Origin of the sequence: Helicobacter ibis (genome assembly GCF_027859255.1) — a bacterium.
Lineage (GTDB): Bacteria > Campylobacterota > Campylobacteria > Campylobacterales > Helicobacteraceae > Helicobacter_D > Helicobacter_D ibis.
This window is the reverse complement of record NZ_JAQHXR010000002.1, coordinates 111,382-124,532: the sequence shown is the minus strand read 5'-3', so window position 1 is coordinate 124,532 and position 13,151 is coordinate 111,382. Positions and strand designations below refer to the sequence as shown.

The 13,151-nt window shown below is 30.9% G+C and carries 13 protein-coding genes and 1 tRNA gene; 7 read left to right on the top strand and 7 right to left on the bottom strand.

Annotated elements, in window-relative coordinates:
- Nucleotides 1-3: 3 nt before the first annotated feature.
- Both PF021_RS03965 and PF021_RS03960 read left to right on the top strand, forming a co-directional pair.
- Nucleotides 4-1,311: a sigma-54-dependent transcriptional regulator gene (locus PF021_RS03965; protein ID WP_271021123.1), complete on the top strand. Its 1,308-nt coding sequence runs from the start codon at nt 4-6 to the stop codon at nt 1,309-1,311.
- Between the two features lie 9 nt (nt 1,312-1,320).
- Nucleotides 1,321-2,343 carry an aspartate-semialdehyde dehydrogenase gene (locus tag PF021_RS03960; RefSeq protein WP_271021122.1) on the top strand — a complete coding sequence of 341 codons (1,023 nt, stop codon included), beginning with the start codon at nt 1,321-1,323 and terminating at the stop codon, nt 2,341-2,343.
- Nucleotides 2,344-2,560: 217 nt separating this feature from the next.
- Here PF021_RS03960 and PF021_RS03955 read toward each other — a convergent pair whose 3' ends face one another.
- Genes PF021_RS03955 through PF021_RS03925 form a run of 7 tightly spaced genes read right to left on the bottom strand, consistent with a single transcriptional unit; the run spans nt 2,561 to nt 8,884 of the window.
- Nucleotides 2,561-3,817: a murein hydrolase activator EnvC family protein gene (locus PF021_RS03955; RefSeq protein WP_271021121.1), complete on the bottom strand. Its 1,257-nt coding sequence runs from the start codon at nt 3,815-3,817 to the stop codon at nt 2,561-2,563.
- A gap of 4 nt (nt 3,818-3,821) precedes the next feature.
- Nucleotides 3,822-4,628: an FtsX-like permease family protein gene (locus PF021_RS03950; protein ID WP_271021120.1), complete on the bottom strand. Its 807-nt coding sequence runs from the start codon at nt 4,626-4,628 to the stop codon at nt 3,822-3,824.
- Entirely contained in the window at nt 4,615-5,283 is a 669-nt protein-coding gene (locus PF021_RS03945) for a cell division ATP-binding protein FtsE (protein ID WP_271021119.1), read from the bottom strand. The genes PF021_RS03950 and PF021_RS03945 overlap by 14 nt, the downstream gene beginning before the upstream one ends.
- Nucleotides 5,283-6,506: a tRNA (guanosine(46)-N7)-methyltransferase TrmB gene (trmB, locus tag PF021_RS03940; protein ID WP_271021118.1), complete on the bottom strand. Its 1,224-nt coding sequence runs from the start codon at nt 6,504-6,506 to the stop codon at nt 5,283-5,285. The genes PF021_RS03945 and trmB overlap by 1 nt, the downstream gene beginning before the upstream one ends.
- The gene (locus PF021_RS03935) at nt 6,506-7,762 is read right to left on the bottom strand and encodes a fibronectin type III domain-containing protein (protein WP_271021117.1); all 1,257 of its coding nucleotides are present in this window, start codon (nt 7,760-7,762) and stop codon (nt 6,506-6,508) included. The genes trmB and PF021_RS03935 overlap by 1 nt, the downstream gene beginning before the upstream one ends.
- 14 nt (nt 7,763-7,776) lie before the next feature.
- Entirely contained in the window at nt 7,777-7,932 is a 156-nt protein-coding gene (locus PF021_RS03930; RefSeq protein WP_271021116.1) for a hypothetical protein, read from the bottom strand.
- Nucleotides 7,922-8,884, bottom strand: a complete 963-nt coding sequence (locus tag PF021_RS03925) for an RluA family pseudouridine synthase (RefSeq protein WP_271021115.1) — start codon at nt 8,882-8,884, stop codon at nt 7,922-7,924. Before PF021_RS03925 ends, PF021_RS03930 begins: the two co-directional genes overlap by 11 nt.
- A gap of 55 nt (nt 8,885-8,939) precedes the next feature.
- Between PF021_RS03925 and PF021_RS03920 the strand changes: the two genes are divergently transcribed.
- The 5 genes from PF021_RS03920 to ciaB all read left to right on the top strand — a co-directional run bounded on the left by PF021_RS03920 (nt 8,940) and on the right by ciaB (nt 13,150).
- Nucleotides 8,940-10,067 carry an FtsW/RodA/SpoVE family cell cycle protein gene (locus tag PF021_RS03920; RefSeq protein WP_271021114.1) on the top strand — a complete coding sequence of 376 codons (1,128 nt, stop codon included), beginning with the start codon at nt 8,940-8,942 and terminating at the stop codon, nt 10,065-10,067.
- Nucleotides 10,045-10,121, top strand: a tRNA-Ile gene (locus PF021_RS03915). The genes PF021_RS03920 and PF021_RS03915 overlap by 23 nt, the downstream gene beginning before the upstream one ends.
- A 31-nt stretch (nt 10,122-10,152) precedes the next feature.
- A complete protein-coding gene (locus tag PF021_RS03910) occupies nt 10,153-10,377 on the top strand; it encodes a heavy-metal-associated domain-containing protein (RefSeq protein WP_271021113.1) in 225 nt (74 codons plus the stop codon).
- Nucleotides 10,378-10,404: 27 nt separating this feature from the next.
- On the top strand, nt 10,405-11,253 hold the full coding sequence (locus tag PF021_RS03905) for a TerB family tellurite resistance protein (RefSeq protein WP_271021112.1): 849 nt from the start codon (nt 10,405-10,407) through the stop codon (nt 11,251-11,253).
- Nucleotides 11,225-13,150 (top strand): invasion protein CiaB, encoded by a 1,926-nt coding sequence (gene ciaB, locus PF021_RS03900; RefSeq protein WP_271021111.1) that lies wholly within the window; start codon nt 11,225-11,227, stop codon nt 13,148-13,150. The genes PF021_RS03905 and ciaB overlap by 29 nt, the downstream gene beginning before the upstream one ends.
- Nucleotide 13,151 lies beyond the last annotated feature (1 nt).

Sequence of the window (13,151 nt, the reverse complement as noted above, 5' to 3'; positions counted from 1 at the left end):
TCTATGAAATTAGCCATTGTCGAAGATGATATTAATATGAGAAAATCATTGGAAATTGCACTTGGCGAATATGATGAGTTTGAAGTAGTTAGCTTTAAGAGTGCTAAAGATGCTCTAAAGAAACTTGATGATTCTATAGACTTGATAATAACTGATATTAATATGCCTCAAATGGACGGGATTGAGTTTTTGCGTGAGCTAAATGGAAAGTATGAAGCATTAATCATCACTGGAAATGCAACTCTAAATAAAGCAATAGATTCAATTAGGCTTGGAGTTAAGGATTTTCTAACTAAACCCTTTGAGATTGAAACTCTAGTAGAGGCAATTTATAGAGCCAAAAAAGAAAGAGAAGTATTATCTAAAAGCATAAAAAAACAAAAGATAAATAAAGTAGCTGAAAATAAAAGCTTCATAGCTACTTCACCAGCATTAGAAGGAGCATTGAAACTAGTTAATAAAGCAGCTAAAACCGATGCTTCTATTTTATTGCTTGGGGAGAGTGGAGTTGGTAAGGAGCTTTTTGCAAATTATGTGCATAATAATTCGCCTAGAGCTAATGCACCATTTGTTGCAATTAATATGGCAGCGATTCCTGAAAATCTATTAGAATCTGAACTTTTTGGATATGAAAAGGGTGCATTTACTGATGCAACGGAGGGCAGAGCAGGAAAGTTTGAATCTGCAAATGGAGGTAGTATATTTTTAGATGAAATAGGTGAAATGCCAATAGGACTACAAGCAAAATTATTAAGGGTGTTACAAGAAAAAGAAGTAGTAAGACTTGGAAGCTCAAAACCTATAAAGATAGATATAAGATTCATAGCAGCAACAAATGCTGATATACAAAAAAAGATAAAAGCAGGTGAGTTTAGGGAGGATTTATTTTTTAGGTTACAGACTGTTCCTGTAAATATACCACCTCTAAGAGAAAGAGTTGAAGAGATAATACCGCTTTGTGAGTGGAAATTAGAGCAAGTTGATAATCAATATGGGGTTGGCAAAAAGACTTGGGGGGAGGGTGCAAAAGAGCAGTTGTTATCTTATAATTGGCCTGGTAATATTAGAGAGTTGCTATCTGTTGTAGAGAGAGCTGCTATTTTGTGTGAGGATGATACAATCATGCCAGAAGATTTGTTTTTGAGCTCAAGAGAGAGTGGAGGAAAGAAAAAAATAGCAAATTTAGAAGAAGAATTAATCTATGAAGCTTTAAAAAGTAGTAATTCTGATGTAGATGAGGCGTGCGAAATATTAGGAATGAAGAAAGAGGTTTTGTTATCAAAAATTAAAAAATATAATATCAAATTATAGGAGTTGATTGTGGAAAAGTATAATATTGCAGTTGTTGGTGCTACTGGGGCGGTTGGAGAAGAAATTTTTAGAATCTTAGAAGAGGTTAATTTTCCTTATAATAAATTAGTTCCACTAGCTAGTAAGAATAGTGTTGGCAAAGAAATTGAGGCATTTGGTGAGAAGTTTCTAGTCCAAGAGCTAACGCATGATGTGTTTGAAAAAGAAAATGTAGATATTGCATTTTTTTCAGCTGGTGGGAGTGTTAGTGCAGAGTTTGCACCAAGTGCTGCAAAGGCTGGAGTTGTGGTAATTGATAATACAAGCCATTTTAGAATGGATAAAGATGTTCCATTGGTTGTGCCTGAGGTAAATGCGAATGATATTTCTTTGTGGAATAAAACTGGGATTATTGCAAACCCAAATTGCTCGACAATTCAAATGGTTCAAGTATTAGCACCATTGCATAATGCATTTGAAATTGAGAGGGTTGATGTAAGCACTTATCAAGCTGTATCTGGTGCAGGTAAAAAGGGTATGGAAGAGCTAGTCTTACAAATGCAGAAATTTTTTGATTTTAGCCTTGATAGTGTCGAACCTAAGGTATTTCCACATAGGATAGCTTTGAATGTAATTCCTCATATTGATGTGTTTTTAGATAATGACTATACAAAAGAAGAGATGAAAATGGTAAATGAAACCAATAAAATAATGCATAGCAGTTTTGAAGTTAGTGCAACATGTGTTAGGGTTCCTGTTTTGCGTAGTCATAGTGAATCAATTACGATAAGATTTAAAAATGAAGTAAGTGCAAAAAAAGCAAGAGAGATACTAAAGGGTGCAGAATCTGTTGTTGTGCTAGATAATCCAAAGGATAAAGAATATCCGATGCCTACAATAGCAACAGATACAAATACTACTTTTGTGGGTAGGATAAGAAGCGATAATTATGATAAGAGAATTTTGCACTTGTGGTGTGTTGCTGATCAAATAAGAATAGGTGCAGCTACAAATGCAGTTAGAATCGCAGAAAAATGGATTAAGTTAAATTAGCTATAAGTTTAAATGTCTTAGGATTCTATAAAAGTGCCTTTGGTGCTTTTATTTGTTAATATACTTTATAATTCCTTTGTTTCTATTTTTTATTGTTTGTTAGATTTTGTGTGATTAATATATTTTGACTTTTATAATATTCTTTTTTTATTTTTTTGTTTTTGATAGAAGCAATCTATCTCATTGTAATTATGCATTATTTTGTAGTAGTCTAGATTTATTTACTTGTAATTAACTCTAGTGGATCTATATGCTTGTCTTTTAGAGTTACTTCAAATTTTAATGATTTATCCACTCTACCTATTGTATATCCCTTTTTTACATTGCTACCTGGCTTTATTGTGGGAGCTATTTTATCAAGTTGAGCATAGATTGTGTGCATGTTGTTTTTATGTTCTATTATTACCACTCTTTTTAGTATTGGCGTATCTTTGGCAAACACCACTTTGCCATCTAAGACACTTTTAACTTTATCATCTCCTTTTGGGGTTATTGTTATAGATTCGTTAAATACTTTCATTTTATATACTGGATCATAATATGGTCCGAATCTCTTTTCTATTTCGTAGTTATCAAGTGGGGGTATGGTTTTGCTACCCTTGTATTTTGTAGTGCTTATATTGTGATATGAACTAGCTACTTGCCTTACATCAAAGTCATTTTTTGGCACTTGTTTTGTTGGTTCTTGTGTCTTTGGAGCTTCTTTTGGAACTATTGTTTCTTTTTTGGCTAATTCTTCCTTTTTCTTTTGTTTTTCTAGTTCTTGGCTCTTTAATATGTTTAGATTAACCAGTATTTCTTGTATTGAATCTCTCTCTTTTACTATTGTTTGTAGCTCATTATTATATTTTTTCATCTCGTTTTCATAGCTTGATAGAAGCTTTATTTCTTTGTCTCTTAGTGCTTTTAGATGTTCTTTTTTCTTATTTTCTGAATCTATAAATTTTTTTAAATTATCAATGTCTTGTTGCAAGTTTTGCAGGGTTGTAACCACCTTCTTTTGTTCTTCGCTTAGATTTATTATGTTATCTTTTGTGTTTTTGTTTAGGATTTTAAAGCTCTCTTCGGTGATTAGGTCTTGTATAGATTCTGGTTTGAAATCATTTAGCAAAATCGTAAAAGACACATCTTTTATTACAAGGTCTATTATTTCTTGCTCTATTTGTTTTCTCTTTTTAAACAAATCTTCTTGACTGCTTGATAGGGTTTTTATGAGCTTACTTTTTTCATCATATTCTTTTTGGTTTTTTGTGATGTTTTTTTCACTTTCTTCTATTACTTTTTGCAGTGCATTTGTTTCATCTTTTTGTTTATTTACTTTTTTGCCTATTTCTTCTAGTTTTTTATTTATTTGAGATTCTTGTTGTTTTTTCTCTTGTAGTGCATCTTTGTTTTTGTTTATTTTTTGGTCTATATTAGCATGCAATCCTATAATTAGCCCTATAAACACACAACATACAATACGCAAAATCATGCCATTAATCCTTGTTTTGCAAACTAACAATCCATACAGATATCAAAGATACTGCAAATCCGACTAGTAATAGTGTAATGCTATCGCTAATTGGAGTAAAGATTTCAGTATCGATTCCTAACTCTTGCATAAAGATTAGTAAAGTTGGGTTTTTTGATATATAAAAAAGACCGCAACCTACGATTATTGTGGCAATTATCGTATCAATACAAGCAAGTTTGAACAAAATTTGTGATCTCATCCATAAGGGTGCTCCAAGAAGTGTCATTATTTCCATTCTTTCTAAATGTTGGAATTTCCAAATTTCTATTTGTTTAAACATCAATAGTAGGCTAATTAAGGCAATAAAGCAAGAAAATATAATAACGCTTCCATTTATTATTAGTAATAACTGATATACTTGGCTATGACTTTTGGCAAATGTCTCTATTCTTGTGATTTTTTCAAATGAATCTAGAGCTTTATTTATGACTTCTAATCTAGCTGAACTTGGATATTTGTTTAGATTTAGAGAATAAAAAAATGGTAATGAGTTTTTTAGCATAACCAAATTGGCTTGGCTTATATTGTTCCCAAGCCTGTCTAGTATGATTTTAGAATCTATTTGTGTAAGTGTATTTGCCTCTGATATTTTATTTTTTATTTCATCTATATTTAATTCTTGTGAGGAGGCTATTATTATTGCATAGTTTTTACCTAATTTGCTTTCATATTCATCTAAAGTCTTATTTACAAGCAATATGCTTTCTAATGCAAATAATAATGCTACAAGAGGAATTATAAGAGCTAGGTGATTTTTAAGAGAGTTCATATATAGCTCCTTCTTCTATGTGTAAATGTCGATAGTTTATACCAAGTGTCTCTGGGATTCTGTGTGTTACTACTACAACTGTTATTCCAAGTTGCTCATTTACACCCTTTAATAAGCTCCAAATAACTTCACTTGAATAATCATCTAAATTTCCCGTTGGTTCATCTGCTAAGATTAGAAGTGGATTGTGTGATAATGCTCTAGCCATCGCTACTCTTTGTTGTTCTCCACCACTTAGTTCTTGTGGATATTTGTTGCCTTTGTGCGATAGCTTTATATGTGCTAGTAGTCTATCTGTTTGTGCTTGACAAGATTCCTTTGTGAATCCTCCTATAATCATAGGTAGCATTACATTTTTTTCTACATTAAAATCTTTTATTAATTTATAATCTTGGAAGATAATGCCTAGATGTTTTCTTAGTGTTTCTATATTTTTCTTGCTTATTTTATACATTTCTACACCACATACTTCTAATGAACCACTCTTTAGTGCTAAATCACCATATATAGAACGCATTAGTGTGCTCTTGCCACTACCGCTTGGACCACTTATAAAAACAAATTCTCTAGAAAAAATATTAAATGATGCATTTTTTATTATTATGTCGTTTTTGTAGCCTAAATTTATGTTTTCTGCTTTTATTATGGCTTCCACTATCTCTCCTTAAAAAGTAAGTCGCATAATATATTATGGCATTTTTGGTTTATATTAGTAGGTAATGGTTGTGATTTTAGATACCTAATTTCATTATCTATAATTATGTATCGATTTTCTGGGTAATTAAAATCACCGAAAGATACTTTTAATATTTTATCATTAAATTTTGATATAAATAAATCTTCTATGCTTACAAAATAGCCATCTTTTATAATTTTGCACCTTTTAAAGCCATGGCTATTTAGCGTATCTGAAATAAAATTTATATCTTTAAAAGAAAAATCATACTGCGAGTTTTTGAAGTCGCTATTTATCTTTGCAGTTAGAATTAAATCATATATATTTTTTTGCATTTTTTTCCATCTTGCTTCGTATTTGCTTATTATGTTTGAATCTTTATTGCAAGATTCGTGTATTAACCATTCTTCTTTGTTTGCTATACTTTTTGCATATAAAAAGTATTCTTCACTATCTGTTCTTAGCTCAAGTGTTCCATTTTGTTTTAATACTCTGTTTGCCTCTTTTAAGAATGTATTGCTAAAGATTCTTCTATGAGGGCTCTTATCCCATGGAATTGGGAAATGAACTAGGATTCTATTTATGTTATTTGAAGGTAGTAGTTCTAAAAAGATTCTTGCATCATATGAGAGTATGTAGATGTTGTTTAAATTTAACAATCCTATTTGTCGTGCTACTTGCTCTAGTGATGGGGTATGAATCTCAACTCCTATATGTAATATGTCTTTGTTATGTTGCGCATTGTATAGAAGATTCCTGCCACTGCCAAATCCTATTTCTAACCATATTTGTTTATTTTGTAAATTATTTGTTTTTAGGAAGCTATCAAAATCTATAAAATTATTTATCGTTTGGATAAACGGTAGTTTTAAATCAGATGTTATATTTTGTGGGTTTAGATTATGTGAAATTACTTGTTGGTTTTTACTTAGGATTCTTAGGGCGTTTTTTGGAATTTCAATTGGTGCTATTTTACTTTCTTTGTTGCATTTTATTAGGGTTTGATTTTCTTTTTCTTTTACTTCTATTAAAAATTCTTGAGTTTGTTTTTGGTTTGTGGATTGATATTTGGTTAGTATTATTGATAGTTTGGGATATAGTGATGAGTAATATCTATCTACGAATATAAAACTATCTCCACTGCAAGAATCTTGCAATGGAAAAGTGGGTTGAATAAAAGTTTTGGTTTTAAAATGTGGCATTATTTTGGTAATTCTAGATTTACTTTTTTGCTTCTATCTGATTCTATGCCATGTTCATCAAGTGTGCCTACGCTGTAAGTATACTGCTCTCCTGGGCGTATCTCTCTATCGATAAATTCTGGAGTTAGCACTTTGTTATATCTTAGAATTTCACTAAAAATGCTAGATTCTTTGTATACCACATATTCTCTAGCCCTTGGTTCATTTGGGTCCCATCTGATAACTACAGCATTACCCTCTATTTGTGCGTATGTTATTGTTGGAGGATTTGGCTTTGATAGGCTTCTACCTGTTACTGGACCTGCCTCTATGCTATCTATACCATCTTTGTTATATGCTATTATCTTGTATTGATATTCCTTTCCAACATCATCTACAGAATCAACATAAGTTGTAGTTGAAGAATCTAAGCTTACCAATTTTGAATAAGTACCAAAAATACCGCTTCTAAGTATAGTGTAGCTTACTACTTCATTGCTAGAGCTTGGTGTCCATGTTAGTTGAATTTGATTTGCTATGTTATTTGTAGCACGGAAGTTTGTAACTGGAGCTGGTTTTTGTTTGGTTGTGGCTACTACGCTCATTGTAGGTAGGGATAAGCTTTTATTGATATTAAATGCAGCAATTCTATATTCATTGCTTTGCCCATCTTGTAAATCTTTGTCTAGGTATTCAACCAATAATCTATCATTTATCTTTGTTAGCTCTTTCCATTCTCCATTATTGGTGCGTTTTTCTAATAAATAACCCGTTACTCTTGGATCTTTATGGGGACTCCAAATTATTTTAATTTTTCTTGGATAGTTACCTATTGCTTCTATGTATTCTACTGGCTCTATGAATTGTGTCTTTGTTGTTATTATGTCTGAATTTGCAGACACATTGCCATTTTGATCATATGAGACAAATTGATATAAATATTCCGTATCTGGCGACAAGCCATTATCCGAATAATGTGTTGTGAATCTACTTTTTATATTTGCTACTCTTTTAAAGTCTTGTTCTGTTGGTAGTTTGCGATATATATAATAACCTTTTATTTCTGGTTGAGGGACTAAATTCCATTCAAATGCTATGGTGTTTATATCTGTTAGAACCTTTATATCTGTTGGTGGGGCTATATGCGGATTTATAGCTGAACTTTTAAAGGGATTTACACTATCTATGCTATTAGTTATGCTAGATGTGCTACCACATGCACCAAAAAAAATGGCAACACATACACATGCTAATATTTTGAAATATTGATTTTTCATGTTGGAGTTAAACCTTATTGCATCGCTGGTGAGACTGAGTGATTATATGGTGCATATAAACCTGGATTATTCACATTTGTTGGACGCATATCTTGCATGTTTTGTGATTGTTGTATTTTTTGTTGATAGCTTAAATTACCCTCTTTGCCAGCACAACCGCTAAATGCCACTATAAAACCTATGCATGAAATCATAAAGATACTCTTCAAAGTTTTCATCTTTGCCTCCAAAATCTGTGAATCTTTGTATGTATTCTAGCATATCTTTTGGAATTGGTGCATAAAATCGCAAATTTTCAGAGGTTCTTGGGTGGGTTAGATATAGCGTGTGTGAATGGAGCAAGATCCTGTTGTCGTATTCGCCTTTATATCCATAAAAATAATCTCCAATAATATGTCGATTAATCTTTGCTAAATGCACCCTTATTTGATGTGTCCTTCCTGTAAATAATTTTGCACATATTAGCTCATTATTGTCTTTGCTTGATATTTTGTAAAATGCACTTTTTGCTTCTTTGCCACTTTTGGCATTTATGTATTTTAGTCGATTTTTTGGGTGTCGCATTATATTTGATTGTATTGTTATATTTTCTTTTAGTGGATTATCTATCATGCATAAATAAAATCTACCCATAGTTCGTTGTTGTAATTGCTCCTTTAAAGCCATGTGAGATTCGTTATTTTTTGCTATTACCATCGCACCGCTTGTTGTTTTATCGAGTCTATGTATTATTCCATGCCTATATGAATCTCCTATACTAGAAGTTTGTATATTATTTTGAATAAGCCAATTTACAACAGAGTTTTGCATATCATGTTCGTGCGCTTTATGCACTATTAAATTTATTGGTTTGTTTATAACTAAAATATCGCTATCTTCATATAATATTTCTATCTCAAGCTTTGTTTCTTCGTTTTTTTGTGGTATTTGAATTTCTGCAATACGCACAATATCGTTTGTTTTTAGCTCATAACTTGCTTTTTGGATTATTGTGTTGTTTATTGATATTTGATAGTTTTTTATTAATTTAGAGGCATTGTTTCTTGTTATATTTAGTGTTTCTTTTAAAAAAATATCTAATCTATCTTGTATATTGTGTTCATTTACTAAAATTTCTTGCATTTGCCAACTTTTGTGTGATAAAATACGCCTTAAGTGCTTATTTTAAGGGTTTATTTTGTTTGGGATTAATAAAAAAATTCTATCATATTTTGATTACACCTTACCTTTATTGGTTGCACCAATTATACTTTTATCTTGGTTTTTGATAAATGAAAATAGCGAATTTTTGGGAAATAAAGTATTAATTTATGTATTTGTTGGCTTATTGGTTTTTACTGCTGTGTTTTTTGTGCATATTTGGAAGTTATCTTGGTTTATTATTTTGTTTTATTGGATTCATATAGTTTTACTGCTTGTAGTTGAATTATTTGGCGATACGAGGCTTGGAGCACAAAGGTGGATAGAGATTCCATTTGTTCATTTTACATTTCAACCATCAGAGACTATGAAGCCAGCTTTAATGCTTATGATTGCGTATTTAGTTAGGAAAAAACCTCCAAAGCCAAATGGTTATGGATTGGTTGATTTTGCCAAAATATCTTTTTTTATACTTTTGCCATTCGTTTTTATACTGAAGCAACCAGATTTAGGAACTGCATTGGTGTTATTGATTATGGGATATGGAACACTATTTATAATTGGTGTGAATTATAAAATTTGGCTTGGAATTTTGATTTCTGTTGGTCTAGCTTCTCCAGTTTTGTATGCTAATTTGCATGATTATCAAAAAAAGAGAATTGCTGATTTTGTATTAAAAGATCCAGATTATCAAGTTAGACAATCAATAATAGCAATAGGTTCAGGTGGAATCTCTGGTAAAGAAAAAGAAGAAGCAACACAAGCTGCATATAAGTTTCTACCCATAGCTACTAGCGATTTTATCTTTCCTTATTTTGCAGAAAGATTCGGGTTTGTTGGGATCATTGGATTGTTTTTGTTATATGGTGCTTTGATATTTCATATTTTTAGTATCAATAATACAGATGACAAGGATTATTTTTTAAAAGTTATAGCATCAAGCACGGGACTTTTATTGTTTGTGTATAGTGGCGTTAATATTGCTATGACTATTGGGTTTGCACCTGTAGTTGGAATCCCTCTACCATTATTTAGTTATGGAGGGAGTAGTTTTGTAACTTTTATGGTTTTATTTGGAATTTTAGAAGGAATACTTGCATTTAGATATAAATTTATGTATAATCACATTTCTTTTTCAAAAAGGGTCCTTAGCTCAGCTGGTTAGAGCAATCGGCTCATAACCGATTGGTCATAGGTTCAAGTCCTATAGGACCCACCACTTTTATAATCATTTTAGGAATATCTTAGTTATGAAAATTCAATGTGTTAATATTAAATGTCAAGGTTGTGTTGATAAAATTAAAAATGCACTTCTAGATAAATGTCAAAATGTTGAAGTTGATATTAAAACTCAAATGGTTGAAGTTGATGTTGGTGATGAATTGGTCGATGAAGTTAAATCTCAATTAAGAGAATTAGGATTCTTGCCATCAGATAGTGTATTTGGTAAGATAAAGGGCTTTTTTAGTAAATAATTAATTTCCAATTTTTTAAGGAATACAATGGAAATCCTCCTTCTTATAACTATTGTTATTATTGCACTTGCAATTATGAATTTTAAGGACTATTTATACAATCCTCACAAAAGACCAAGAATTGAGAATTCGACATTTCCACCAGATGATGATGAGTTTGATAGAAAATATGATATATATGCAACCCCAACAAAAGAAGAAAAGATAAGAAATGGAGAATATGGACTAATAGTTGGAATTCTCTCAAAATTGGCACATGTTGATGGTAGGGTATGTGAACTTGAGTTTGAATTGATAGAAAATACAATAGAGGATATAGCAAATCAAATTTTAATGCAAAGTGCAATGCACCAAAGAGAAGAAATTATAGATATTTTGCATGAGATTTTTAATAATACTTATGAGGATTTAGAAGAGCTAACTTACTCTTATGCGAATTTTACAAAGGGTCAATACAAAAGACGACTAAAACTTGTTGAATATATGCTGTCTTTGGCTTATGCAGATGGAAATTTAGGTGATAGTGAGAGAGAAGTCATACTGGATGTAGCTGCATTTTTAGAAATAGATAATGGGGATTTTAATAAGCTTTATGATGATTTTGCTAATTTTTATAGCAATCAGTCCAATAGTATGAGCGTGAGTGAAGCTTACAAGATTCTTGGGGTAGAGATTGATGATGATAGTGAAAAGATAAAAAAGAAATATAAAAGTTTGGTTAGAGAAAATCACCCTGATATTCTACAGCATAAAGAATTGGATAGCTCGATTATAGAAACTCATACAAAGAAACTACAAGACATAAACGAAGCTTATGAGTTAATTAAAAACCACAAAAAGATAGAACATGAAAGAAATGGAGAAAAAACTTCTTAGCGATTTTGCTAAGATTTATGAATTTTTAAATAAAAGTAATAAAGATACGCAACTGCTTTATGAATTGGTGCAAAGTAGCGAGATTCCACATTTTTTGACCAAGGTTTATAATAAGCTTCCGCAAAATGATGAAGTTTTGTTTGCATTAATTGATAGAGTGGTATCACTTAGAGAATCTGCACTTGATAATGTAATGGATAAATACAACATACAATCACCACAAGAAATTAAAGATGAAATGTTTTTTATATCTGAACAATATTACAAAAATAAGTTTATAAATTTACTACTATATATAAATGATAATGCTTTATTAACAGATTTTTGGCGTGAGTTATTAAATCTTGTCTATGAGCTTGGTTTGTGTTTTAATAGGTTTTTTTATTCTTGGCAAAAAGAACTTATTTTAGGGATTAATACACATTTAAAAGAAAAACACAACAATAATTTGCAAAGTATTTTAGAAGCTTTACAAGATTCAATAGAAATTAGTGATAATGGAGAAGCTAGTGACAGAAGTTATTCTGTGCCTATGTTTATAGATGGTAAATATAGAGCTGTTAGTTATTGTGAATTCTTTAAAGAAGAATTTAAGTTGATTAATCAGAGCTTAGAATCCGGAATTTTAAAGCTTAAAAACATAAAAGAGACATGCTCAAAGTTAGAACAAAAAGATAGATATTTAGATTACTTTGGGGCTTTACAAAAAGCATTAATGCAAAAAGATACTAAAAAGCTTTTAGAATCTTGGAGAGATGTTGAAGTTAAGTGGCTTGGTATAACAACCCCAATTCAAGTATGCCACCCATTTGAATATTATGAAGATCATTTTAGAAAAGCAGTAGCACCAGAGTGGGATTTACGAATTGCTAGGTGTTATAATGGTATTGATTTATTGAACGATTCTAGTGATAGTGAAGTAAATTCTAAAAGTATGTGGGTATTTTATAGTAATTTTTTTGCAGAATTTGTTGGTTTGAAATATACAGATGAAATTAATTTATGCGTTAATAATTCGTTACAAAAGACACAACTTTATGGTGGATTGCCTATGATGTTTTTTGGCTCAGAGTTAAATGGTCTATTTAGTGCACAAGTGATACCAAATGATGAAGTTGTTAGCAAAAAACATGGAAAGAAAATATTTTATTTTCCTGATAGAATTTTAGAGATGTTTAGAGCAAAACCTTTTATGCTTTTATCGTCTCTTACATTTCCAAGAGAATTTTTAGACTTTAATAGAGAGTTATTGTTTTTTAGGGAAAAAGAGTGGTATAAAATTTATGAGATTTCTACAATAGGGCATGAGTTTGGTCATATTTTATGTGTTAGCGATGATAGTGAGCTGGTTATGAATAAAAGTGGCAACTTCAAAAATATAGAAGAGTTTAAAGCCACCATGGGAGGGTTGGCATATTATTTCACAAGACAAAATAGACCACTATTAAAGGAGCTTATTTATAGTTTAATTGCTAGAAGTGTTTCTCTTATTGCTTGGAGGGACAATGGAGAGGTTTTACCTTATTATTGCGAGGGTTTGATACATCTTAGTATTTTATTTACTAGTGGGGTTTTAAAATATAAAAATAAATTTTCTAACAATAAAGATTCTTGTGCGTTAAGCATTGATTTAAAATTTACTGATACTCTTATAGAACTATATCTTCAAGTGTATAAAGATTTAGCTAGAATATATTTTGACAAGCAAGATGCTGATGTGTTTTTAAGTCAATATGTTGCAGTCGGTGATGGCGGATATTATGAGCCAATTTTGGGGGAGGTGGCGGAATTTGCATATGACTATTATAATGAATATAAGAAAATAGGGCAGGTTTTGGATAATACAAACGCACAAGAATGGTGTGAAAATTATAAAAACAGTTGCATAAAGGGCTAGT